The organism is Micromonospora tulbaghiae, from assembly GCF_900091605.1.
GTDB lineage: Bacteria > Actinomycetota > Actinomycetes > Mycobacteriales > Micromonosporaceae > Micromonospora > Micromonospora tulbaghiae.
Genome location: NZ_FMCQ01000002.1, coordinates 649,327 through 674,209, shown reverse-complemented (window position 1 = coordinate 674,209; position 24,883 = coordinate 649,327). Strand labels below are relative to the sequence as shown.

The 24,883-nt window shown below is 75.4% G+C and carries 17 protein-coding genes; 5 read left to right on the top strand and 12 right to left on the bottom strand.

Features of this window, described 5'->3' with window-relative positions; translation table 11 throughout:
- Positions 1–47: 47 nt before the first annotated feature.
- From GA0070562_RS08090 to pdhA, 4 genes are all read right to left on the bottom strand, one after another.
- Positions 48–1,319, bottom strand: coding sequence for a L,D-transpeptidase (locus GA0070562_RS08090; RefSeq protein WP_175438670.1), 1,272 nt, complete (start codon positions 1,317–1,319; stop codon positions 48–50).
- Between the two features lie 529 nt (positions 1,320–1,848).
- On the bottom strand, positions 1,849–3,414 hold the full coding sequence (locus tag GA0070562_RS08085; protein ID WP_175438684.1) for a dihydrolipoamide acetyltransferase family protein: 1,566 nt from the start codon (positions 3,412–3,414) through the stop codon (positions 1,849–1,851).
- A 224-nt stretch (positions 3,415–3,638) separates the two neighbouring features.
- On the bottom strand, positions 3,639–4,643 hold the full coding sequence (locus GA0070562_RS08080) for an alpha-ketoacid dehydrogenase subunit beta (RefSeq protein WP_091417870.1): 1,005 nt from the start codon (positions 4,641–4,643) through the stop codon (positions 3,639–3,641).
- Positions 4,643–5,842: a pyruvate dehydrogenase (acetyl-transferring) E1 component subunit alpha gene (pdhA, locus tag GA0070562_RS08075; protein ID WP_175438683.1), complete on the bottom strand. Its 1,200-nt coding sequence runs from the start codon at positions 5,840–5,842 to the stop codon at positions 4,643–4,645. The genes GA0070562_RS08080 and pdhA overlap by 1 nt, the downstream gene beginning before the upstream one ends.
- A gap of 72 nt (positions 5,843–5,914) precedes the next feature.
- On the opposite strand from pdhA, the gene GA0070562_RS08070 reads away from it, so the two are divergent.
- Positions 5,915–6,421 carry an Lrp/AsnC family transcriptional regulator gene (locus GA0070562_RS08070; RefSeq protein WP_013286599.1) on the top strand — a complete coding sequence of 169 codons (507 nt, stop codon included), beginning with the start codon at positions 5,915–5,917 and terminating at the stop codon, positions 6,419–6,421.
- A 5-nt stretch (positions 6,422–6,426) separates the two neighbouring features.
- Here GA0070562_RS08070 and GA0070562_RS08065 read toward each other — a convergent pair whose 3' ends face one another.
- The 8 genes from GA0070562_RS08065 to GA0070562_RS08030 form a co-directional block, all read right to left on the bottom strand.
- Positions 6,427–7,407 carry a DNA polymerase domain-containing protein gene (locus GA0070562_RS08065; RefSeq protein ID WP_091417863.1) on the bottom strand — a complete coding sequence of 327 codons (981 nt, stop codon included), beginning with the start codon at positions 7,405–7,407 and terminating at the stop codon, positions 6,427–6,429.
- 34 nt (positions 7,408–7,441) lie between these two features.
- Positions 7,442–9,628, bottom strand: coding sequence for an SWIM zinc finger family protein (locus tag GA0070562_RS08060; protein WP_091417860.1), 2,187 nt, complete (start codon positions 9,626–9,628; stop codon positions 7,442–7,444).
- A gap of 9 nt (positions 9,629–9,637) precedes the next feature.
- On the bottom strand, positions 9,638–10,738 hold the full coding sequence (locus GA0070562_RS08055) for a VWA domain-containing protein (protein ID WP_244255216.1): 1,101 nt from the start codon (positions 10,736–10,738) through the stop codon (positions 9,638–9,640).
- A gap of 8 nt (positions 10,739–10,746) precedes the next feature.
- The gene (locus GA0070562_RS08050; protein ID WP_091417853.1) at positions 10,747–13,071 is read right to left on the bottom strand and encodes a DUF5682 family protein; all 2,325 of its coding nucleotides are present in this window, start codon (positions 13,069–13,071) and stop codon (positions 10,747–10,749) included.
- Complete coding sequence (locus GA0070562_RS08045; protein ID WP_091417849.1) at positions 13,068–14,198, bottom strand: ATP-binding protein; 1,131 nt, start codon at positions 14,196–14,198, stop codon at positions 13,068–13,070. Before GA0070562_RS08045 ends, GA0070562_RS08050 begins: the two co-directional genes overlap by 4 nt.
- Complete coding sequence (locus GA0070562_RS08040) at positions 14,195–17,884, bottom strand: DUF4132 domain-containing protein (protein ID WP_091417846.1); 3,690 nt, start codon at positions 17,882–17,884, stop codon at positions 14,195–14,197. Before GA0070562_RS08040 ends, GA0070562_RS08045 begins: the two co-directional genes overlap by 4 nt.
- A gap of 74 nt (positions 17,885–17,958) precedes the next feature.
- Positions 17,959–20,256 carry an ABC transporter permease gene (locus GA0070562_RS08035; protein WP_091417843.1) on the bottom strand — a complete coding sequence of 766 codons (2,298 nt, stop codon included), beginning with the start codon at positions 20,254–20,256 and terminating at the stop codon, positions 17,959–17,961.
- Positions 20,253–20,927 carry an ABC transporter ATP-binding protein gene (locus GA0070562_RS08030; protein WP_091417839.1) on the bottom strand — a complete coding sequence of 225 codons (675 nt, stop codon included), beginning with the start codon at positions 20,925–20,927 and terminating at the stop codon, positions 20,253–20,255. Before GA0070562_RS08030 ends, GA0070562_RS08035 begins: the two co-directional genes overlap by 4 nt.
- 186 nt (positions 20,928–21,113) lie before the next feature.
- Here GA0070562_RS08030 and GA0070562_RS08025 point away from each other — a divergent pair, with 186 nt between their 5' ends.
- The 4 genes from GA0070562_RS08025 (at position 21,114) to GA0070562_RS08010 (ending at position 24,769) form a co-directional block, all read left to right on the top strand.
- Positions 21,114–22,376 (top strand): sensor histidine kinase, encoded by a 1,263-nt coding sequence (locus GA0070562_RS08025; protein ID WP_091417837.1) that lies wholly within the window; start codon positions 21,114–21,116, stop codon positions 22,374–22,376.
- The gene (locus GA0070562_RS08020; RefSeq protein WP_091417834.1) at positions 22,373–23,041 is read left to right on the top strand and encodes a response regulator; all 669 of its coding nucleotides are present in this window, start codon (positions 22,373–22,375) and stop codon (positions 23,039–23,041) included. The genes GA0070562_RS08025 and GA0070562_RS08020 overlap by 4 nt, the downstream gene beginning before the upstream one ends.
- A gap of 149 nt (positions 23,042–23,190) precedes the next feature.
- Positions 23,191–23,922, top strand: coding sequence for a histidine phosphatase family protein (locus GA0070562_RS08015; protein ID WP_091417831.1), 732 nt, complete (start codon positions 23,191–23,193; stop codon positions 23,920–23,922).
- Positions 23,906–24,769, top strand: coding sequence for an NAD(P)H-hydrate dehydratase (locus tag GA0070562_RS08010; RefSeq protein ID WP_091417828.1), 864 nt, complete (start codon positions 23,906–23,908; stop codon positions 24,767–24,769). The genes GA0070562_RS08015 and GA0070562_RS08010 overlap by 17 nt, the downstream gene beginning before the upstream one ends.
- Positions 24,770–24,883 lie beyond the last annotated feature (114 nt).

Genomic DNA, 24,883 nt, shown 5'->3' with positions numbered 1-24,883 from the left:
CGGCCCGCGCGGACGCGGGCCGGCCCCGTAGCCGTTCCTCCCCAGGTTCAGCCGCCGCTGTTGCTCCGCGAGGGGGCCGGGGCCGGTGACGACCCGCCGGCCACCGCGCCCGGGTGCGGCGTGGCGCTCTGCGTGGGCTTCAGCCCCGCCGGTACGGGCAACGCGCTGCCCTTGGCGAACTCGTCCCAGCCGACGTTCCAGGCGGTGAAGCCGTTGCCCTGGTCGAGCTTCACCTCGGTGCCCTTGACCGTCACCAGGTCACCGACCTGCGTGAAGCCCATCAGCCAGTCCGCGGCGGTGGCCGAGACGTTGGTGCAGCCGTGCGAGACGTTCGTGCTCCCCTGGTCCCCCTCCGACCACGGCGCCGAGTGGATGAACTCGCCGCCCCAGGTCAGCCGCTGGGCGTCGTCCACGTCGACCACGTAGCCGCCGTTGGGCTCACCACGGGTGTCGAACGTGGTGTGCTCGTGCTTCTCCATGATCACCATGTTGCCGCTGGACGTCGGCGTGCTCGACTTGCCCAGACTCACCGGGATCCTCTTGAGCACCTTGCCGTCCTGGTAGACGGTCATCTGCTTGGTCCCGTTGTCGATGTCGAGCGTCACCTGGCGGCCGACCTTGGCGCTCGCAACCCGGTCGGAGTCGCCGATCGCGTCCTTGCCGATGGGCAGCCCCTGCAACGCGCTGCGCACGCTGATCTTCGTGCCCGGCTTCCACCGGTCCGGCGCGCGGTACTCGGCCTGTTTGCCGTCGGCCACCCAGGACCAGGTGCCCGGCTGCGGCGGGTCGGTCTTCACGAACAGCCGGCGCTGGACGTCCGCGCGGGCCTTCTCGGGAATCGGCGGGTCGAATCCGAGCACGACCGGCATCGCCGTCCCGTACGTCTGATTCGGCCGGAAATACAATTCGCTGGTGACGGCCGGTTTGGTGGATTTGGCCATCGTCGTGAACGTCGTCTTCTGCGTGGCGGTCCTGCCCGAATCGCCGGTCGCGGTCACCTCCGCGGTGTACGTCCGGGAATTGGCGAGTGGCCGGTCCGGCACCCAGCCGGAGCCGTCCTCACGCGGCTGGGCCGGCACGGCGTTGCCCTTGTCGTCGGTCAGCTTGACGGCTGTCACCTTGCCGTTGCTGACCTTCGTCCCCACCTCCGCGCTGATCGGCACGTCCCGGGTACGGTCGGCCGGCGACACGGAGACTGACGGCGGTGCGGTCTCGGCCCGCTTCGCCACCGACTTCGGGCCGGCGGTACACGCGCCGACCGCCAGTGGCGCGGCTGCGACGGTCATCGCGAAAAGCGTCAGTCGGCGCCTCGCAAACATATTTCGCCCCCCATTTCCGAACCCTCTCGCCCACATTCTGTAGGCCCGGGATCGCGCCGTGGTGCCTTCGGCGGAATTGCTTGGAAACAGCTGCGCGAATTGTGCCGGACAGGTAATTCCCGTCCCAGCTTGCGCCCCACGCGCCCTCCGCCCGGTTCCCCGCCGCCCCGGCCCGCCCCGACCCGGCCCGCCCCGGCCCGGCCCGGCCCGTCGATCATGAAGTTAGCCGCGCAATGTGTCCGCTTTCTCCCCGTCAACCTCATGATCGACGCAGAGAGGGCGGGCGTGAGGGGGCCGACGCCCCGAGATCTTGGTACCAAACGGCCCTCAGAGGGGCACTTTCGTACCAAGATCTCAGCCTGTCCCCGCCCGCGCCAGCGCACCACCTGCCGCGATCTTGCAGGTGCGGCCCTCTAGAAAGGTGCCAATCGGGCACATCGGGGGCAGCGAGTGCAAGATCGCGAACGGGCACCGGGGACGTGTGCGGCCCCGGCCCCCGTGGTGGGGGCCGGGGCCAGGAGGTGGACGGTCAGACGTTGGCTACCAGGAGGGCGGGCTGCTCGACGCAGTCGGCGACGTGGCGCAGGAAGCCGCCGGCCACGCCACCGTCGCAGACCCGGTGGTCGAACGTGAGACTGATCTGGGTCACCTTGCGGACCGCGAGCTGCCCGTCCACCACCCACGGCTTGTCCACGATCCGGCCGACGCCGAGCAGCGCCGCCTCCGGATGGTTGATGATCGGCGTGGAGCCGTCCACGCCGAACACGCCGTAGTTGTTGAGGGTGAACGTCCCGCCGGTCAGCCGTGCCGGTGGCAGCGTGCCGGCCCGGGCCGCCGCCGTGGTCTCGGCGAGCGCGGCGGCCAACTCCCGGGTGGTCAGCCGCTGCGCGTCGCGCACCACCGGCACGACCAGGCCCCGCTCGGTCTGCGCGGCGATGCCCAGGTGCACGCCCGCGGACTGGACGATCCGCTGCCCCTCGGTGTCGACGTGCGCGTTGAGCTGCGGATACCTCCGCAGGCCGCTGAGGCAGATCCGGGCCAGCAGCGCCAGGATGCTCACCGGCGCATCAGGGGTGGCCGCGTTGATCGCGGCGCGCGTTTCCAGCAGGCCGGTGGCGTCCACGTCGACCCAGATGGTCACCTCGGGGATCTCCCGCCGGCTGCGGGAGAGCTTGTCGGCGATCACCTTGCGGATGCCGGTGAGCGGGATGACGGTGTCTCCGTCGCCGGCCGGGGCGAGCCCGACATGCGCGGCCGGGGCGTCCGGCACCGCTGTCAGCCGTGCCGCCGGCGCGGGGGCGGCCACGGCGGCGTCCAGGTCGGCCCGGCGGATCACGCCGCCCGGCCCGGTGCCGCGCAGCGACGCCAGGTCGATGCCGTGCTCCTTCGCCAGCCGCCGCACGATCGGCGAGATGACGAGCGGAGCCGACGGTCCGCCGGCCGGTGCCGGCTCGGCCGTACCGTCCGCCGACGCGGACACGCCGCCCCGGGCCGGTGAACCGGCTGGAACCGGACTCGCCAGGGCCGGAGAGCCTTCCGGAGCCGAACCGGCCGGGGCCGGAGAGCCAGACGCGGCCGCCGGACCGGCCGGGGCCGGAGAGCCTGCCGGAACCGAACCCGCCGAGACCGGAGAGCCGGTCACGGCCGCCGGACCGGACGCGGAGCCGGTCACGGCCGCGGCGTCTGCCGAGGCCGGCGCGCCGGGCTCGGGAGCGAGCGCCAGCCGCGGACGGCGCCTCCGCCGGCCCGAGCCGCCGTGGCCGGTGCCGTAGCCGATCAGGACGTTGCCGGACCCCGCGCGCTCCTCCTCACGGTAGGTGGCGTGCGGGTCGGGGGCGTCGTCGAGCGGGGCGATGGTGATCAGCGGCTGGCCCACCGGGCGGACCTCACCGGCCGCGCCGTGCAGGGCCACGACCCGGCCGGCGTACGGGCACGGCACGTCGACCACGGCCTTGGCGGTCTCCACCTCGACCACTGTCTGGTCCACGGTCACCACGTCACCGACCGCCACCCGCCACTCGACGATCTCCGCCTCGCTGAGCCCTTCCCCGAGGTCAGGCAGGAGGAAGTCGCGGGTACCGATCGCCGCTGTCATGCCGTTCCGACCGGGCATGGCCTCACGGCCCTCGCTCCGCTCGGTGCGTTCGCTCATGCCGTGCCGGCCGGGCATGGCCTCACGGCCCTCGCTCCGCTCGGTGCGTTCGCTCATGCCGTGCCGGCCGGGCATGGCCTCACGGCCCTCGCTCCGCTCGGTGCGTTCGCTCATGCCGTGCCGGCCGGGCATGGCCTCACGGCCCTCGCTCCGCTCGGTGCGTTCGCTCATGCCGCCACCCACCGCGTGTCGGGCTGGTCGTCCCACTGAAGCCGGGCCACGGTGTCCAGCACGCGGTCGACCGAGGGCAGGTGGGTGTGCTCCAGCATCGGCGCCGGGTACGGGATGTCCAGCCCGGACACCCGCAGCACCGGGGCGTGCAGCGCGTGGAAGCAGCGCTCCTGGACCCGGGCGGCGATCTCCGCGCCGACCCCGGCGAAGCCCTGCGCCTCCTGGATCACCACGCACCGGCCGGTACGGCGTACCGAGGCGGTGACCGTGGCGTCGTCGAACGGCACGATGCTGCGCACGTCGACGACCTCCAGGTCCCAGCCCTCCTCGCGGGCGGCCTCGGCGGCGGCGAGCGCGACCGGCACCGCCGGGCCGTACGCGATCAGGGTGGCGTCGGTGCCGGGGCGGCGCACCACGGCGGTGCCGATCGGCGCGGTGCGGGCCGGCAGCTCCGCCTCGGCGCTGGTGAAGTAGAGCTTCTTGGGCTCCAGGAACACCACCGGGTCGGGGTCGTCGATGGCGGCGCGCAGCAGCGAATACGCGTCGTCCACGGTGGCCGGGGTGACCACCTTCAGGCCGGGGGTGTGCGCGTAGTACGCCTCGGACGAGTCGCAGTGGTGCTCCACGCCGCCGATGCCACCGGCGTAGGGCACCCGGATGACGATCGGCACGCTGAGCGCGCCGCGGGTGCGGTTGCGCAGCTTCGCCACGTGCGAGGCGATCTGCTCGAACGCCGGGTACGCGAACGCGTCGAACTGCATCTCGACCACCGGCCGCAGCCCGGACATGGCCAGGCCGACGGCGAAACCGACGATGCCGGCCTCGGCGAGGGGGGTGTCGAAGCAGCGCTTGTCGCCGAAGCGGGCCTGCAGCCCGTCGGTGATCCGGAAGACGCCGCCGAGCTGGCCGACGTCCTCACCGAAGACGAGCACCCGGTCGTCGTCGAGCATCGCGTCGGCGAGCGCGGCGTTGAGTGCCTTCGCCATGGTCATGGTGGCCATCAGGCGTCCCCCTCCGCGTCGGCGGCCAGCTCGGCCCGGACCATCTCGCGCTGCTCGGCCAGTTGCGGCGTCGGCTCGGCGTACACGTGGTCGAAAAGGCTCAGCGGGTCGACGGTGGGCTGGACGTCCATCCGGCGGCGCAGCGCCGCGGCGTACTCCTCGGCCTCCGCGGCGATCTCCGCGACGGCGGCGTCGTCGAGCACGCCCTTGGCCCGCAGGTACGCCTCGAGCCGGGCGATCGGGTCGCGGTCACGCCACGCCTCGACCTCGTCGGCGTCGCGGTAGCGGGTCTGGTCGTCGGCGTTTGTGTGCGGCTCCATCCGGTAGGTGTGGGCCTCGATCAGGTAGGGGCCCTTGCCGGCGCGGGCGTGCGCCACGGCGCGCTCCAGCACCGCGAGGACGGCCACCGGGTCGTTGCCGTCGACCTGCTCGCTGGGTACGCCGTAGCCGACGCCCTTGTACGCCAGGCTCGGCGCGGCGGTCTGCCGGGACAGCGGCACGCTGATCGCGTACTTGTTGTTCTGCACCAGGTAGACGACGGGCGCCTTGAACACGGCGGCGAAGTTGATCCCCTCGTGGAAGTCGCCCTCGCTGGTGGCGCCGTCGCCGATGAACGCCAGCGCCACCGTGTCGCGGCCCTGGTACGACTCGCCGTAGGCCAGCCCGGCGGCGTGCACGCACTGGGTGGCGAGCGGGGTGCACTGCGGCGCGGTGTGGGTGGCGGCCGGGTCGTACCCGCAGTGCCAGTCGCCGCGCAGCAGCGTCAGCACCTCGACCGGGTCGAGTCCGCGCGCGGTCAGCGCCATCGACTCGCGGTAGGTCGGGAACACCCAGTCGGTGTCGCGCAGCGCGAGGACGCCGCCGATCTGGCACGCCTCCTGGCCGCGCGCGGACGGGTAGACGGCGAGGCGGCCCTGCTTGGTCAGCGCGGTGGCCTGCACGTCGAAGCGGCGGCCGACGACCATCCGCCGGTACATCTCGCGCAGCGTCTCGACCGGCGGCTCCGGGTAGTCGTCGCGGGCCGGCAGCGGGGTCCCGTCGGGTTCGAGCAGCCGGACCGGCTCCCGCTGCGGCATGAAGCCGGCCGACGGGTCGGGTGCGGCCGGGGTGGTCTTCCGGCGGGTACGCGGGGATGCCCTGCGGACCGCCTGGGGTGTGGTCGTCACGGCGGGGACCTCCTGGACGTGTGGTGGCCCTATGGTCCCGGTAGTGGATGATTGACTCAACATGCGGGATGAACGCGGGACGAATGGCACGGGAGGGTGGCTGAGGTGAGCCAGGAGACCGGCGCCACACCGGGCGCGGCGGGCGGAACGGGACGTTCGGCCGGGCCGCTCGACGAGGTGGACCGGCGGATCCTGCGTGAGCTGGTCCGCGACGCCCGGACGTCGATCCGTACGCTCGCCGAACGGGTGCACGTCTCCCGCACGAACGCGTACGCCCGGGTGGAGCGGCTGCTGCGCGACGGGGTGCTGACCGGGTTCACCGCGCGGGTCGCGCCGGAGCCGGCCGGTCTGGGCACGTCGGCGTACATCGCGCTCACCATCGAGCAGAACACCTGGCGGGAGGTCTCCGCCGAGCTGGCCCGGGTGCGCTACATCGAACACGCGGCGCTGCTCAGCGGCGAGCACGACGTCCTCGCCCTGGTCCGGGCGCCGGACAACGCGACGCTGCGGGACGTGGTGCTGGACCGGGTGCAGAGCATCGCCGGGGTGCTGTCCACCCGCACCTGGCTGGTGTTCGAGGAGTTCGACGGCACACAGAGCCCCTGGGACTGACCGCCTCAGCGTTCCGGCGGCGACTCCAGCCCTTCGGCGTCGGCCCGGTCCAGCAGCGGCTGGAGCGAGTACCGCCGTCCGTCCAGCCCGGCGTGCGGGTCGCCGCGCCCGGCGAACCGCGCGGGCATGCTGACCACGTCGAAGTCCTCCGGCCGGGCGTCGTCCAGCTCCGACCAGTCCAGCGGCGCCGAGACCAGCGCCGCCGGCGTCGGCCGGATCGAGTACGCCGAGGTCATCGTGTGGTCGCGGGCCATCTGGTTGTAGTCGACGAACACCGGCCGGTCCCGCTGGTCACGCCACCAGGTGGTGGTGACCAGGTCGGGCAGGCGGCGCTGCATCTCCCGGCCCAGCGCCAGCACCGCCCGCCGGCACTCGCCGAAGCTCCAGCGTGGCTCGATCGAGACGTAGACATGGATGCCGCGCCCGCCGGTGGTCTTCGGGAAGCCCTCCAGGCCCAGCTCGGTCAGGTACGCGCGTACCTCGTGCGCCACCGGCACCACCTGCGCGAAGTCGACGCCCGGCATCGGGTCGAGGTCGATGCGCAGCTGGTCGGGGCGTTCCACGTCGTCCTTGGACACCGGCCACGGGTGGAAGCGCAGCGTGCCCAGGTTGGCCGCCCAGATCACCACCGCCAGCTCACTCGGCGCCACCTCGTCGGCGGTACGGCCACTGGGGAACGTGATGTGCGCGGTGCGCACCCAGTCGGGCGCGCCGGCCGGGAGCCGCTTCTGGTAGAACGCGTCGCCCTTGTTCGTCTGCCGGGTGGCGACCTTGGCGCCCTCGAACACGCCGCGCGGCCAGCGTTCCAGCATGGTCGGCCGGTCCCGCAGCGCGCGCAGGATGCCGTCGCCGACGGACAGGAAGTAGCGGACCACGTCCAGCTTGGTCAGCCCGCGCTCCGGGAAGTAGGGCTTGTCGGGGCTGGAGACGCGGACCAGCCGCTCCCCCACCTGGATCTCCTGCGCCGCCGTGGTCGCCACCTGCACACCGTAGCGATCCGTCCCGGCCGTGGGGACCGGCTCACCGGGACTCCGCCGTCACCGACAGCCGGATCCAGGCGTCGACCCAGGCCCGTACCGCCGGTTCGCCCGGGTCGGCACCGAGCGACCCGGCCAGGCCGGACAGGGCCGCGCCGCAGCGGTCCAGACCGACTCCGGCGAGACCGGCCGCCGTCGTGCGCAGCCGGCCGGGGAAGCCGGCCGGCAGGTGCCGCAGGCCGGTGTGCGCGGCCTGGGCGAGCAGCGCCGACGCCGTACCCAGCGCCGCGGCGACCGGGTCGGGCCGGGCGTCGACCGCGCCGGCCAGCCGGCCGTCGCCCACTCCAGGTGCCAGATCGGGTACGACCACCGCGTCGGCGACCACCGCCAGCGGCTCGACGACGAGCCCGTCGGCGCCGCGGCGTACCGTCCCGCTGACGTAGCGCGGCCGCCCGTGTGTGCCGTCCAGCGCCGCCGCGAGCGCGTCGAGTGCGCCCGGTGCGGCGGCGTGGTGAGTCGCGGTGACGGTAGCCGTGCCGCCGTCGGCCCCGGTCACTGTGGCGTCGAGGCGCTGCTCGCCGGCCGCGTACCCGATGGCGCGCACCTCGCCGAGCGCGAGCACCCGCACCGACTCGGCGGCGGTGCGGGGGCGCAGCAGCCGGGGCGGCCGCCCGGCCAGCTCGGCGGCGAGCGCGTCCGGGTCGCGGGCGAGCAGGCCGGGTGGCAGTCCGGACCACTCTCCGGCGCCGGGGGTCACAGTGGTGCGGGCCAGCCGGCCGGCGGCGAACCGGAGCCGGTGCGCGGCGCTGCGCACCGCCGACTCGGAGACCACGTTGCCGGTGGCGAGCGCGCCGATCGTGGTACCGGTGACCCGCCGCCCCGCCAGTTCGTGCCCGGTGGGCGTGCCGTCGTCGGCGACGGGGTAGGCGCGGCGCAGCACCAGCACCGAGACGGCCGCCGGGTGGGCGAGCACCACGTCCGCGCCCACCTCGCCGCCGCTGCCCCGGACCCGGGCGCCGAGGCCGGTCAGCCGCACCCGCCGCAGCGGCGTCTCCGCCGGCTCGTGGGTGCCCAGCACCCGCTCCGGCGGCGTGGCCCCGGCGTTGACCACCGCGCGCCGTCGCGCGGGCAGCTCGGCGAGCAGGTCGGCGAACGTCTCCGGCCGGTACCGGGCGCCGCGCGCGGCGTACGCCTCCAGTTGCCCGGCCAGGTCGTCCACCGCCAGCAGCGGCCAGCGCAGACCGGCCGTGTCGAGGTCGCGCCGGGCCGCCGCGAGCCGGGCGTCCACGCCGGAACCCAGGTGCGCGGCCCCGGTCAGCAGCACGTCGGCGGCCAGCGCCACGGCCGCGTCCAGCGCCGGATGCTGCACGACGGTGGCGGACCCGCCGACGCGTACCTGGGCCTCCGGGTGGTCCGGCTGCTCCCGGTCGGCCGTCCGGCACGCCCACACCGCGAGCGCGATCGCCTCGCCGCCGTCGTCGGCCGCGTCGCCGCGCGCGTACCCGATCTGGCGGGGCACCAGGAAGCGGACCGTGCCGGTGGGCAGCTCCACGCGCGGGACCGGGTCGGCAGCGTCCGGCCGGTGGACCACCGCGGTGTAGCCGCGCCGCCGGCGCCGCTGCGCGGCGGCGAGCGCGGGCGCGCCGATCGCGGCGGCCAGCTCGTCGTCGGTGACGTCCCCCGGCGACCACCGCCACGGCTCACCATCGGCCCCGGCGTGGTCCCGGCCCGCCGCGACGTCGTGGCCCGGCGCGCTGTCGTGGTCCGGCGCGGCGCGCCGCTCGGGGATGGCGCGCCGACCCGGCGCGGCCTCCCCGTCAGGCGCGGCCTCCCCGTCAGGCGCGGTCTTATGGGCCGGCGCGGCCTTACGGTCCGGTCCGGTGTCGTGGTCCGGCACGGCACGCCGGTCCGGCGCCGCGGGCTGGTCGGCCGCGGGGCCCGGCGCGGTGGCGGCGTGCGTGCGCTGGTAGGTCAGCACGACGGCGAGCACGTGCCGGCACACGCCCGGCGCCGGGCAGGAGCAGCAGCCGGCCGCCAGCCCGCCGCCGCCCGGCGGGAGTGTCACAGTCACCCCGTCCGGGTACGCAGCGCGCACCGTGCCGTCGGCGTCCTCGGTGAGCGTGGGCCGCTCACCGGCGTCGACCTCCTTGGTGGCGCGTTTCACCAGGCCCCTGTTGCTCAGCGCGGCGAGCACGTCCGGGGTGAGCGCGATCAGGTCGTCGCGGGTCATGCGGTCCCCCTACCGGCCCACGTGCTCGGCCACGAACGCGGCCAGTTCACCCGGGGTCATCGCGCCGACTGCCGCGCCCACGTCGGCCAGCCGCTGGGCGGTGGCCCGGTCGTACGCCGGGTCGGCCTCCTCGTCCAGCGCGGCCAGCGCCAGCACGTGCGTGCCCTGCTCCACGAGTTGTTTCACCGACCGGACCAGACGACCGGCGTCCCCGCCCTCGTAGAAGTCCGACACCAGCGCGACGATCGCCCGGCGCGGGTTCTCCACCAGTTGCGCGCCGTACGCGACCGCGCGGGCGATGTCGGTGCCGCCGCCGAGCTGCACCTTCATCAGCAGCTCGACCGGGTCGTCCACGTCGGAGGTCAGGTCGACCACCTCGGTGTCGAAGGCGACCAGGTGGGTCCGGACGCCGGGCAGCCCCCACAGGCAGGCGGCGGTCACAGCGGCGTGGATCACCGAGCCGAGCATCGAACCGGACTGGTCCACCAGCAGGATCACCTGCCAGCGGTCGAGGTGGCGGCGGGTACGGGAGAAGAAGTGCGGCTGCCGGACGTGCAGCCGGCGCTCGTCCGGCCGCCAGTGCGCCAGGTTCGCCCGGATGGTGCGCCGGACGTCGAAGTTGCGGGCCTGCCGGAACCGGCTGGGGCGGCGCGCCCGGGGCCCGGAGAACGACTGCCGCACGTCGGCGGCCAGCCGCTCGACCAGGTGCCGCACCACCGCCTCGACCAGCTTGCGGGCCAGCCGCAGCACCTCCGGGTCCATCAGGTGCTTGGTGCGCAGCACCGCGCGCAGCAGCGCCGGGTTCGGCTCGACTCGGGCCAGCACCGCCGGGTCGGTGACGACCTCGTGGATGCCGTACCGCTCGACCGCGTCGCGTTCCAGCCGCTGCACAGTCTCCTTCGGGAACAGCCGGGTGATCCCGTCCAGCCAGTCCACTGTCGTCAAGGCGGACGGACCGGACCCGCCCCGCCGCACGTCGCGGCGGCCCAGTTCGGCGTCGCGGCCGTAGAGCCAGTCCAGCGCGGCGTCCCGGCCGGCCGCCTCGGCCGACAGGCCGCCCAGGCTGTCCTGCGCGGCGTCGCCGAGCACCAGCCGCCAGCGTTCCCGCATCGCGTCGCTCACGTCCCGTCCCCCTCCCACAGCCCTTCCCGGGTCAGCACCGCATCGACCCGCTCCTCCGCCGCCCGGGCGGCGGCCACCAGCAGGGGGTCGGCGTCCAGCCGCAGCAGGTCACCGGGTGGCGCGTCACCGCCGTGCAGCGCCTGCACGTGCCGGGCCACCGCAGCCCGCTCCCGGGGCGGGAACCAGCCGAACGCCTGCCGCAACGCCGGCAACGCGACCAGGAAGTCGTGCGCGCCCATCGAGGCGAGCAGTTCGTCCACGACTGTGAGCAGCGCCGCGTCGCCGCTCACCACCTCCTCCCGGGCCAGCGCGAACAGCCCGCCCAACCAGTCACCGAGCGTGTCCGGCGCGGCGACGACCCGGACCGCGCGGGCGGCGTCCGGCACGTCGCCCAGCGACCAGGCCAGGCCCAGCGCCGCGCCGCGCAGATCCGGCGGGACCCCCGCGTCGGCCGCCACCCGCCCGGCCACGGCCAGCGCGTCGGCCGGGTCGAGCCCCAGCGCCGGGCCGGCGTGGCGGACCGCGTCCCGGACCGCGACGAGCGCGGTGAGCCGGCCCGGGTCGGCCGGCGCGGCCGTGGCGCGCACGCCCTCGACGAGCCAGAGCGCGCGGCGTACGGCGGCGATGATTAGCGCGCCCAGCGGGGCGGTTCCGGCGCTGCCGAGCAGCCGGTCGTGCCGCCACAGGGCCAGTGCCACGGCCAGTGCCCGGCCCAGCGCCCGCAGGTCGGTGACCGCGCCGGTGGCACGGGCGATCGCGGTGAGCGTGCGGGTGGAGTGCTCGGGCAGCCCGGCGAGCGCGGTGTCGAACAGCGTCGTGGCGAGCCCGTCCACGTCCGCGCCGAGCAGCGTCACCCGCTCCTCGATCCGGGCGGTGACCGCGTCCTGGAGCGTCGGGCCGTACCCACCGGCCTCGATCACCCGGGCGAGCCGGTCCCCCGACGGCGCGGGCGACCAGCGTTCGGTGAGCAGCGCGTCCGCGCCCACCCGCGGGCCGCTCTCCCGGGTGTGACCGGGTACGTCGAGCAGCCGCAGCCGGTGCAGCAGACGACTGCGGGCCAGGTCGTCGGTGTCGGTCAGGTCCAGCTCGACCGCCTCGCGCCCGTCGATGCGGTGCCGTTCCAGCTCGGCGTCGACGTCGTGCACCAGTGGCGGCAGCGGCGTGTCCGGGTGCAGCCGGCCCACCCGGTCGCCGCTGAGCGCGGCCACCATCTCCACCACCACCGGGTGGGCGCCAGGTGCCAGCGTCCCCCGGGTCGCCCACGGCAGCGGCTGGTCGAGCGCGTCGGTGACCAGCGCGGAGACCAGCCCGTCGAGCACGTCGACCCGGCCCGGATGGGCGTGGCCGCGCAGCCGGGCCAGGCCGCCGGCCATGCTCCGGGCGGCGATCAGGTCGGCGGTGGAGACGGGCTGCCGCCGGGTACGCAGCCGGGCCACCACCGCCTCGGTGAGCGCCTCCGCGGCCCGGCGCGGGCCGTCCTCCCAGACCCGCTGGTAGTACGCCGGGGAGGGCATGCCGGACTGGTAGCCGACGAACGCGTCGAGGCGCCGGAACGAGTACGGCACCAGGTAGCTGCCCGCCACCGCGTCGGATCCCGGGGCGGGGACCTCCGGCCAGTCGTCCTCCTCCGGGCCGGCGCCGTCCGGGCCGGTGCCGTCCGGGCCGGCGGTCAGCCGGACCAGGGCGGGACGGTGGAAGCCGCCGGTCACCACCAGCACCGGACGGCCTCCGGCCCGGTGCCGGGCGGCGCGTACCCAGCGGGCCATGTACGCCTCGCGAGCGGTGTCGTCAGCTCCGGCCGCCGACTCGCCGCGCAGCACGTCGAAGTACGTGTCGAGCCGCTCGGCCAGCCCGTCGTCCGGGCCGATCTCGAACAGGTGGTCCCAGAGCGCGTCCACGTTGTCCACTGCGAGCGTGGCGCAGAGCCGGCGGACCGCCTCGGCGTACCGCTGGTCGGCGTCGGCGTACCGGTTGGCGCGGTCGCTGAGCGCGGGATGCCACGCCGGCAGGTCGATGAAGCGCAGCTGCGCACCCGCCTCCCGCCCGGCGGTCAGCGCCACCAACTCCGGCGAGTACGCGCAGAACGGGCTCCAGGAGGCGTGCCGCCGCGTGCCGTCGCGGTGCGCGGTGAACACCGCGATCGGCAGCTCGTGGTCTCCCAGCAGCTCGTCCATCCGCCCGTTCAGGTCCGCCGGCCCCTCCACCAGCACGTACGCCGGGCGCAGCCGGGCCACGGTGGCCGCCACCAGTCGGGCGCAGGCCGGACTGTGGTGCCGGACGCCGAGGAACGTGACGCCGCCCGGCGCCTCGGTGGCGCTCACCCGGGCAGCAGGTGCCGGGCGTCGTGCACCGCCCGCCACTGCGCGCCGGAGCGGCGGGACACCTGCTGTTCCAGGTAGCGCCGCAGCCGGGCCAGGTCCTCCGCGTCGTCCTTCGCGGCGGTGCCGGCCAGGCAGGCGACCAGGTCGGCGGCGTCGCCGGATTCGCCGCGCAGGAACCATCCGCGCAGGCCGACAGCGTGCGCCACCGACACCGCCTCCGCGGTGCTCATCACCGCCGACAGCCGCTCCATCGCGTCGCCGCGTTCGGTGATCCCGGTCCGCAGCTCCCGGAACGTGGTGACCAGCACCTCCAGCAGGTCGCGCCGGGGCGGCGCGGTCACGCCGGAGCGGCGCAGCAACTCGCCCGCCTCCGCCTCGACCAGTTCCAGCTCGGTGCCGAGGTCGGGGATCGGGAACACGGTCTCGAAGTTGAACCGCCGCTTGAGCGCGGCGCTCATCTCGTTGACGCCCCGGTCGCGGGTGTTCGCGGTGGCGATCACGTTGAACCCCTCGCGGGCGAACACCATGGCGTCGGCGCCCGGCAGCTCGGGGATGGCGAGCACACGGTCCGACAGCGGGGAGAGCAGGCAGTCCTGCACCTCCAGCGGGCAGCGGGTGATCTCCTCGAAGCGGACCACCCGCCCCTCGGCCATGCCGCGCAGCAGCGGCGCCGGCACCAGCGCGCGCGGTGACGGTCCGTCCGCGACCAGCAGCGCGTAGTTCCACGAGTAGCGGATCTGGTCCTCGGTGGTGGCCGCGCCGCCCTGGATGGTGAGCGTGGAGTCGCCGCTGACCGCGGCGGCGAGCAGCTCCGACAGCAGCGACTTGGCGGTGCCCGGCTCGCCGACGAGCATCAGGCCGCGGCTGGTCGCCAGCGCCACCAGCGCCCGGTCGATCAGCGACGGGTCGCCGACGAACTTGCGCCGGATCCCGGCCGCCGGGTCACCGAGGATGAACCGCCGCGCGGCGCGCAGGCTCAGCCGCCAGCCCGGTGGGCGCGGGTCACCGTCGCCGGCGGCCAGCGCGGCCAGCTCGTCGGCGTACCGGACCTCGGCCGGCGGGCGCTGCGCTCGCTCGACGGCCGGGGGCCGCTGGGCGCGATCGGCGGTCGGGTCGAGCGCGGTCACCGGGTCACCTCCGCCAGGTCGCGCAGCACCTCGGAGACGGTGACGTCGTCCAGGTCGCCGAGGCGGAGCTTGCCGCCGCGCCGGAACCAGTCGCCGTGCGGCACGTCGTTCACCCAGATGGCCTCGATCTTCTGGTCGGGGAACATGTCCACCACGCCGACCGCGATGCCGGGGTCGAGGTCGATCACCACGGCCCGGTCGCCGGGGACGTCACGTTCCAGCCAGCTCTGGATGCCGGCGTCCTGCGGGGTGCCGCGTCGCCAGCCCCGCCGTTCCAGACTGAGCAGCCGCCCGGCCGGGACCGTGACGCCCATGTGCCGGTGCAGCAGCGCCTCACCGCGCTCGGCCGCGTCCAGCCGGTACACCTCGCGGCCGAGCTGCGGGAAGGGCTGGAGGATCTCGTAGTCGGCGAAGACCTCCGCCCAGGCCGGCACCGCCGCGCCGAGGTGCAGCGGGTGCGCGATGGTGACGGTGGCGTCGTCGGGCAGCGCGTACGTCTCGTCGTCGACGTCGGCGAGTGTGCGGTCCTCGGCCACCCGGAACGCGGCGCCCACCTGACCGGCGTCGTCCACGGTGGCCCAGACCAGGCGGCGGACGACGTGCCAGAGCAGCGGGTGGGACAGGAAGTAGCGGCGGAAGTCCGCGGCCGCCCAGCGCCGCCCGGTCACCATGGCCGCCTCGAAGCGGCGGATCTGGTCGGCGGCGAGCGTGCGCACGTCCTTCTTCAGGCCGGCGAAGCGTTTGTGCGCGGCGGGCGCCAGCGTCGCGTCGTCCCGGGCGCCGGGCTTGGGCAGGTCCTTGCGGCGGGCGCCGGTGCCGTCCACCACGTACGGCTTGAGCTGCTCGTCGAAGCCGACTGTGAACCGGCGCGGCCCGTAGTCGAGGACCAGGCTGCCGTCGGCGTCCAGGCCGAGGTCGGGCACCAGCCGGTCGCCGAGCTGCTCGGGCGTCAGGCCCAGCCCGTCGGCGACCTCGGTGACCTTGCGCGCCGCCTGCTCCCGCAGGCCCCGGAACTTCACCTTCTGCGAGATGCCGTAGAGGTGCATCAGCGCCACGTCGGTGCCGATCTGCGCCAGCACCTCCAGGCCGGTTACCGCCCGGGTGTGCTGACTCTCGCCGGGCCAGGCCCGGACCAGCGGCGCGAGCCGCCGCGCGGTCGAGTCGTCGCCCAGCAGGCCCAGCGCGGTGAACGCCCAGCCGTCCTTCGACGGCGCGCCGGCGCTCTGCCAGCTCTCGAACAGCGCCCAGGCGAACTCCGCCAGGGAGTCGGTGTCGCACACCGCGCGGACGATCTCCACCCCCGGGTACGGCTCGCCGGGCGAGGAGATGGCGAGCATCGTGCAGAGGTGGCGTACCGCGTCGGTGGGCAGCGCCGCCGAACGGTCCCGCAGCAGCACCTGCGGCAGCACCGCCGGGTCCAGCCACGCCGGCAGGCTCGGCATCCGGGCCGGGAGCTGGGCCAGCGGGTCGGCGTCGAGCATCGCCGTGGCGGCAGCGAGCGCCTCCTCGCCGTGCTCCCGGGCCACGCCGCGGAGCACCTCGCGGTGCTCCGCGGCGACCAGGCGCAGCGCCCGCTCGGCGGAGCGCCGGCGTGGACCGGGCGTGCCCAGGGCGGCCGGCAGCAGCGCCCGCGTGGCGTACTCCGGGTGCCGCCGCAGCCAGGCCCGGGCGGTCGGGCGGACCGACTTGAGCCGGTCGAGCCAGTCGGCCATCAGGTCGGCGACCTCACCGTCGGCGTACGGCATCAGCACCTCGCCGACGCTCTTCGGCGCGGTGCGGGCCAGGTGCAGCGCGGTGGGCAGCGCGTCCAGCTCGTACCGGCCGGCGAGGCGCAGCATCCACCGGTCGGCGCCCCAGGACTCGTCGGGTCGCCAGCCGGGCAGCAGCGGCCGGGCCAGCTCCTCGGTGGCCCGGACGAAGAAGTGGATCGCCGCGTACGATCCGGCCCGCCCGGCGGCGACCTCGGTGGCGAGCGCGCCCAGGTCGTTCCCGTGCCAGTGACCGGCCCAGCCGGGCACGATCGCGGCCCACCGTTCCCGCTCACCCGGCAGCCAGGCCATGGCGGACCCGGCGGGACGATCCAGCCCGGGCAGAACCGGCGGGGCGGCTCGTGGGCGCCGGACCGACCAGGGCGGCGTCACCAGCACCGGCGGCAGGCGGTCCGGCGCGGCGGCCGGCAGCGCGGACGCGTCGTCGCGGATCCGCTCGACGCGTTCCTGCTGCGCCGGGTCCAGCGCCGGCAGCGCGGCCTCGACGGCCGCCGGGTTGGCCAGCACGTGCGCGCGCAGCAACGTGGCGGCCTCCCGCGCCGCCGGGCCGCGCCCCTCGGCGGCGGCGGACAGCAGGCGCACGCCGCGCACCGGGAAGCGGCGCAGCATCTCCGTCACCGCGGGCGGGACGTACCTGCGGTCCAGCCGGTCGAGCAGCGCCGTCATCGGCTCGTCGCCGGGCAGGGCCGCCAGCAGCGACGCCAGCCGCTGCCGCCCGTCCGCGCCGGTGTGCTCGTGGTCGAACCACCCGGCCAGCACCGGCGCGACGGGCGGCCCGACCGCGGTGGTGGCGGTGACGATCGGCGCCTGGTCGTACATCAGCCGGTAGACCTGCAGGTGCCCGGCGAGGGCGTGGATGGCGTCCACGTCGTCGACCGCGGCGAGCAGCAGTTCGGCGAGGAACGGGCCCCCGTCGCGCGCCACGTCGGCGACGTCCTGGGCGACCCACTCCCGCTCGGTGGGCAGCAGGAACGAGGTGACCGCCCGCGCCGCCAGCGACCCGGACCGGTACGGGACCAGCGCGGCGCGGGCGGCGGCGTAGTCGGCGTCACCGGTCGCCGCGAGATGCGCCCGGACGCGGCGCAGCACGGACTGGCGCAGCCGCCAGTGACCGTAGTTGTGTGACTTCTCCGCCTCGGTGCGGTTCAGCAGAAGCGGGGACGCCGACCCGGTGGCCGCCACGGTGATCTGCCCGGTCGCGGCGACCGCCGCGCCGACCGGGCCGAGGTCGGCGACCAGCAGGTCGGCGAGGGCAACCCCCTGCTGGTCGCGCCCGTGATAGCCGAGCGCCACGGCCACTGCCGCCACCAGCGCGGCCCCGCCCAGCGGACCGGGCTCGCCGTTCAGGTAGCCGCGCAGCGCCGGGCCCAGTTCCGGATCGTCGGTGGCCCGCGCGGTGGCGGCCACCGGGACGGCCACCGCGTCCAGCACCTTCCGTCCGGCGGCCCGGCCCTTCGCGGCGCTCGGCAGGGCCGTGCCCGGCGTGCCGCCCCGGCGCGGGACCAGCATCCGCCGCCAGCCCGCCGGAACCTCGAACGCGTCCTCGTCCGGCAGTTCGTCAGCCGACGCGTTCGCGGGGACCGGCGCCGCTCCGGCGAGCTCGGAGCCGGCCGGACCAGTGCCGGCCGGGTCGGCGCCGGCCGCGTCCGGGCCGTGAGCGGGTGCGGCCGGCTCGGCGGCGGGCGCTCCGATGTGCCCGGTGGACGTCGCGACTGTCGTCTCGGCGTACCCCTTGCGCAGTTTCTCCGCGATCAGCCGGTCGGCGTGCGCGGCGGCCTCGGCCGGCGAACCCAGTTCCTTGACCTGGGCGCGGCCCTGCGCGCCGATCGATCCATAGCGGACCGTCACCGTCGCGTCGCGCTGCCCGACCTCCCAGAACTTGGCCGAGCTGCCGCCCACGAACTCGAATCTGCGCACACCGTCTCCTTGATCGCCCGCAGTGTGCCGGGACCATAACCGGCCCCACCGACACCCGTGGAACCGCCGGGGCGCTACTCGCTCCGCAGGGCCGTCGCGGTCCGGGTCCGGGCCGCCCACCCGGCCGGCAGCAGCGCTCCGAGCAGGGCCGTCACCGGTCCGCCCAGCGCCAGCGCGGTCAGGATGAGCGGCCCGTACACGTCGAGCAGTGTCTCCGGCAGGTGCAGTCCGCCGTTGGCTGCCATCGTGGGGAGGACGAGCCGGTGCATCGCCACACCCGCGGGTACGCCGAGCAGCCCGCCGACCAGACCGACAGCGGCGACGGACGCGACCACCATCGCGATCGTCTGGGCCGGCGTCATGCCGAGCGCCTTGTGCACGCCGAGGTCGTGGACCCGGTCGCGCAGGTCGAGGACGAGCATGTTGAGCACACCCAGCGCGGCCACCGCGAGGAGCAGCAGGGTCAGCGTGGCGGTCAGCCCCTCCACGACCAGCAGGAGCGGGTCGGTCTCCCCGCCGCTCGGCCGTGCCGTGAGGCCCCGGCCGGCGAGTGCGCCGGTCAGCGCCTGCGCGTAGGCGCCGGCGTCGGTGTCCGGGGCGAGCGCGACGCGGTACTCGGACGGGTTCCGGCCGGTGGGCGTGGCGGTACCGGTGAACACCGCCATGACGGACTCGAACACCTCGCCGACGATACGTAGGCGTAGCGGCGTGCCCTCGATCCGGACCGTGACGGTGTCACCGATCCGGGCTCCGGTCGCGGTCAGCAGGGGTCCACCGACGACGGCCTCGCCGGGTGCGGCGAACCAGCGTCCGGACACCATCTCGAAGCCGTCCCACGCCGCGTCGCCGGTGATCGTCGTGACGGAGACCGGATCGGCGATGCCCGCGACCGTGCCCGGCGCCTGCGTGAGGCCGTACCTGGCGCGGGTGCCCGGCTGCGCGTCGATCGCTGCCAGCACCGCGGCCGGGTCGGCGGTGGGAGCGGCGACCGGTCCGGCGTCCGGGTCGCCGGTCACCGTGACGTCCGCGACGTCCTGGGTGAGCGCGGTCTGGATGCGCAGCAGCGACGCGGCGAGCCCGGTCGCGAACGTCACCGCCGCCGCGCCGGTCGCGACCGCCAGCAGGATCGCGATCGTGCGCGCCGGCCGGGCGAACGGGCGGGCCAGGCCGAGGCCCACCGGCCGGGCCACCGGCAGCCGCGCCGCCAGGCGCGACGCCCAGCGGCCCCGCGCCGGACCGGACGCCCGCCCGACCGCGATGGCGTCCACGGTGCGCAGCCGGCCCGCCCTCAGCGCGGCCGTCCACGCGGTCAGCGTCACCACCGCCAGCACCCCGCCGGTGGCCAGGACGGTCACCCACCAGGCGATGGTGGTGTTCGCCGAGCCGTAGATCTCCTCGGTCTCGGCCAGTACCGGCAACGCGATCAGGTTCCCGGTGACCGTTCCGGCGACGGCACCGACGGCGGCCGGGAGCAGCGTCTGCGCGACGAACGCGCGGACGACGCCCGCGGGGGTGCAGCCGAGCGCCTTGAGGATGCCGATCCGGCGGGTGGCGGCACCGACCGTGCCCGCGACGACAGTGCCGACCACCAGCAGCGCCATCACGATGCCGAGCAGCGCGAACGCGACGAGGAACGGCACGAAGACGGCCGCGTCCTCGACGGCCTGCTGCCGTACGTCGAGCCAGGACCGTGCGCCGGTGACCGCGCCGGAGGGCAACGTGGCGACCACGGCGTCCCGGCCGGTCGCGACCTCCGTCGCGGTGCGTGCGTCCGTGAACCGGTAGAGCATCTGGTACCCGTCCGCCGTGTCCGGCCCGTCGAGTACGCCGACGGCGGACGGCAGCACCCAGGCCCCGGCGGTGTCGCTGACCGACCGGGCCGTACCGACCACCGTGAACTCGGCGCCGCCGGGTGTGGCCAGGCGAGAGCCGGGCGGTACGCGGACGGCGCCGCCGCTCAGCACGATCTCGTCCGGCCCGGCCGGCCAGCGCCCGCCGGCCAGCTCGATGCGGTCGACCGGGCCGCCGGGATCGGCGCGGGCGACGACGGTCAGCGGCGGCGTCCGCATCCCGCCGCGCTCCGTGAAGGCGACCACCAGCACCCGGTACGGGCCGGCGGCGGCCACCACGCCCGGGGTCGCGGCCGACGCGACGAGCTGCGCTTCCGTCACCGCACCGGAGTCCGCCCGCACGGTCAGGTGCGCTCCCCGCTGGGCGGCGAACGCGTCGTCGAAGGGCGCCTGCGACGCGACGAGCAGCCCGGCGCCGAGCACCGTGGCGGTCACCGCGGCGGCGGTGACCAGACCGACGACGACTGTCTGCACCCGGCGGCGACGTACGCCGGATCGGACGACCCGCCCGAGCCCGCTCACCGTCGCACCTCGACCCGGCCGTCGCGCAGGCGGATCGTACGACTGGCGGACGCCTCGGCCAGCCGCAGGTCGTGGGTGACGAGCACGATCGTCTGGCCGCTGCGGTGCAGCTCGTCGAGCAGGCGCCGGACGTCCTCCCCGGAGGCGGTGTCCAGCGCGCCGGTGGGCTCGTCGGCCAGCAGCAGCGCCGGCCGGTTGATCAGGGCGCGGGCGACGGCGACGCGCTGGCGCTCACCGCCGGAGAGGCGCCCCGGGTACGCCTGCGCGTGCCGGGCGATGCCGAGCGAGTCCAGCAGGGAGGCCGCGTGTGCGCGCGACGCGCGCGCCGGGGCGCCGGCCAGTTGGGCGGGCAGCAGGACGTTCTCCAGCACGGTCAGGTCGTCGAGCAGGTTGAAGAACTGGAAGACCAGCCCCACGTGTGCGCGCCGGAACCGGGCCGACGCGGCCTCGCCGAGCTTCTCCAGCCGGGTGCCCGCGACGGTCACCGTGCCAGCGTCCGGCCGGTCCAGCGCGGCGAGCAGGTTGAGCAGCGTGGACTTTCCGCTGCCGGACGGTCCGAGCACTGCCACGCACTCGCCGGGCCGGACGGTCAGCGACACGTCGTGCAGTGCGGGCGGCCCCTCACCGTAGCGGCGGGTCACCCCCCGTACGTCGATCACCGGATCGGTCATGTGTCGCCCCTCGCGTCAGGCCGGTCGATTGGACGCCGTGACGTTAGGAGCGGGCCGCAGGTCGGGGCATCGGTCCGGCGACGCACCGCCGTACCGCCGGAGGTGGATCTTCCTCCGGGGTCATCCCTGCGATGTAGTCGCAGTGCACACCGTGGCCGATGCCCCGGCCGGCGTGCGGCGGCGAGAATGTGGCTCGTGAGAGGCATCGTGGCGACGGGACCGCTGCCGAGGCCGGGCTGGCGGGCGCTGCTGCTCGACGCGGCGCTGGCGGGTGTGCTCGGGCTGGTGTGCTTCCAGGCCGCCACCGACGACGCCGGTGTCCCGCCCCCGCCGTTGCCGCCGCCGCTGCCGCTGCCGCCGTTGGCGGTCCCGCCGGAGGTGCAGCCGGCGCCGCCCGGGTCGACGCTCGGGGCGCTGCTGCTGGTCTTCGTCATGTGCGCGCCGCTGGTGCTGCGCCGCCGGTATCCGCTCGCGGTGCTCTGGGCGACGACGGCCGCCGCCTCACTGGTCCTGGTGACCGACGGGGACCGGCAGCCGGCCCTGTTCCCGTGCGTGGTGCTGACCTGCCTCGTCGCCGTCTACAGCGCGGCGGCGCACAGCCCGTACCGGCTGCCGGTGCTGGCGTCGGTCCCGGTGGTGGCGCTGCTCGCCCTGGGCCTGCGGGAGCTGATGGTGGTCACGGTGCCCGCGGACCGTCTTCCGTTCGTCGTGCTGGCCCCGCTGGTGGCCGCCGCGGGCGGCCACCACGTGTGGCGACGACGGGCGGGCGAGGACCGGCAGCGGCTCACCGCCGAGGCCCGCGCTCACGAGCAGGCACTGCGCGACGCGGTCGCCGGAGAGCGGGCCCGCATCGCCCGCGAACTGCACGACGTCGTGACGCATCACGTCAGCGTGATGGTCATCCAGGCCGGCGCCGCCCGGACGGTGCTCGCCGCCGCACCGGATCAGGCGCGGGAGGCGCTGCTGGCCGTCGAGTCGACCGGCCGGTCCGCGCTCACCGAGCTGCGGCACGTCATGGGCCTGCTGGCCGATTCCGAACCGGACGACCCGGAGGACCCCCAGCCCGGCATCGACGACCTGCCCGACCTGGTCGAACGCATGCGTGACGCCGGCGTGCCGGTGGGTCTGACCGTCTCGGGTGAGCGCCGGCCGGTCGCCTCCGGTGTCGGGCTGACGGCCTACCGGGTGGTGCAGGAGGCGTTGACGAACATGGTCCGGCACGCGCCGGGCGCCGCCGGCACCGTCGTCGTCGAGTACGCGCCGGAGAGCCTGCGGATCGAGGTCGGCAACACCGAGCCCGGCGTCCCGGCCACGACCGGGGCGACGGGCGGGCGCGGCCTGATCGGGCTGCGGGAGCGGCTCGCCGTCTACGGTGGGACGTTGCGCGCCGGCGCGCGGCCGGGCGCCGGCTACCACGTCGAGGCCCTGATCCCGTGGGAGGCGACATGACGGTACGAGTGGTGGTCGCCGACGACCAGGCGCTGGTCCGTACCGGGTTCCGCATGATCCTCACGGCCGGCGGGGTGGACGTGGTGGCCGAGGCGGCGACGGGCGCGGAGGCGGTGGACGCGGTGCGCCGCACCAGGCCCGACGTGGTGCTCATGGACGTGCGCATGCCCGAGCTCGACGGTCTCGAGGCCACCCGCCGCATCCTCACCGGGGCCGTCGCGGCGCCACGGATCATCATCCTCACCACGTTCGACCTGGACCAGTACGTCTACGCCGCGCTCGCCGCCGGGGCGAGCGGCTTCCTGCTCAAGGACGTGACGCCGGAACACCTGGTCGCGGCCGTGCGGATGGTGCAGGACGGGGACGCGCTGCTCGCGCCCGCGATCACCCGCCGCCTGGTGCGGCGCTTCGCCCGCCGTGACCCGCAGACGGCGGCGGTGCACCGTGACCTGGCCACGCTGACCCGGCGCGAGACGGAGGTCCTGCGCCTGCTGGCCGGCGGCCTGAGCAACGCCGAACTCGCGGAGGCGCTGCACCTGTCCGAGGCGACGGTGAAGACCCACGTCGCCCGCATCCTCGCCAAACTCGGTCTGCGCGACCGGGTCCAGGCGGTGGTGGTCGCGTACGAGACGGGTCTGGTGAGTCCCGGTTCGCCGGAGGACTGACCGTCCGGCGACGGCCGGCGCGTGCTCAGGTGATCAGCCTCGTCCCGAGTCGTGGGAAATTTTGCCGCGTCGATGCAACGGTGCGCAGCCCTCGTGTGTCTCCGGTCCGGCACGGTTATCCCCGGTCGAGCCCGGGTACCGGGAGCCGCATGGCGGAGATGGCATCGCTCTGGATCGTCCGGCACGGCGAGAGCACGGCGAACGTCGCGGCCACGGCGGCCGAGACGTCCGGCGCCGAGCTGATCGACCTCACCCACCGGGACGCGGACGTGCCGCTGTCGGCGACCGGCGAGGAGCAGGCGCGGGCGACCGGCCGCTGGCTGGCCGGGCTGCCGGACTCGCAACGGCCGGACGTGGCGGTGGTGTCGCCGTACCTGCGGGCGGTCCGGACGGCCGAGCTGGCGCTCGACGGCACCGGAATCCCGACGAGCGTCGACGAGCGGCTGCGCGACCGGGAACTGGGCGTCCTCGACGGGCTCACCGCCCACGGCGTGACCCGGCGCTACCCGGAGGAGGCGCAGCGGCGTACCCGGCTCGGCAAGTTCTACTACCGGCCGCCCGGCGGCGAGTCCTGGACCGACGTGGCGCTGCGGCTGCGGGCGCTGCTGGGCGACCTGCGCCGCGACCACGACGGGGGCCGGGTGCTGCTGTTCGGCCACGACGCGCTGGTCTTCCTGCTGCGCTACCTGGTGGAGGGGCTCACCGAGACGGAGCTGATGGCGCTGACCCGCGAGCACGTGATCGCCAACTGCTCGGTCACCGGCTGGCACGCCGACGACTCCGGCCGGCTCGTGCCGGACGTGTTCAACGACGTCACCCACCTGCACCGCCAGGGGGCGACACCCACCAGGGAGGACGAGGTCCATGCCGAGCCGGTCTGACGTGATCACCCCCGCGCTGCTGCGGGACTGGGCGCTGCCGGTGCCCACCGGCGGCAAGGAGGCGCGCGGCACCGTGCTGGTGGTCGGCGGCTCCCGGTTCACCCCCGGCGCGGTGCTGCTGGCCGGGGTGGCCGCGCTGCGTGCCGGGGCCGGCGTGCTCCAGCTCGCCGCGGCCGAGTCGACGGCCCCGTCGCTGAGCATCCAGGTGCCCGAGGCGCTCGTGATCGGCCTGCCGGAGACCGACGACGGCGCGGTACGCGGTGACCCGGGCGACCTGCTCGGCGGGCTGGTCGCCGAGGCGGACGTGGTGGCCGTCGGTCCCGGCCTGAAGGACATCGACGCCACCGGGGAGCTGCTGCGCCTGGTCCTGGACGCGGCCGGGCGGGAGACCGCCCTGGTGCTCGACGCGTACGCGCTGGGCGCGCTCAGCCACGCGCCGGATCTGCTGGTCGGGTCCGGCCGCAAGGTGGTGCTCACGCCCAACCTGACCGAGGCGAAGCACCTGCTGGGCCGCGATCCGGGCGACGACCTGGACGCCGAGGCGGTGGAACTGGCCGGCCGGTACGACGCGGTGGTGTCGCTCTACGGGCACATCGCGACGCCGGACGGCCGGGCCTGGCGGGAGGAGAGCGGTGACGCCGGGCTGGGCACCTCGGGCAGCGGCGACGTGCGCTCCGGGCTGCTCGCGGGCCTGCTCTCCCGGGGTGCCGACCCGGCGCAGGCGGCCTGCTGGGCGGCGTTCGCGCACGCGGTGAGCGGGCAGCGGCTGGTCCCCCGGTACGGACGGATCGGCTTCCTGGCCCGGGAACTGCTGGACGAGATCCCCTACACGATCGCCACCGTCTGACGATCCACTCCACGGGCGCGCGGGACGTGTAACACCCGGGGGTGCGGCGGCGCTGGTCCGGGCGAGGCCGGTACTTCGCCGTGCCTCCGCCCGGACCGCAGCCCGTTCAGGGGT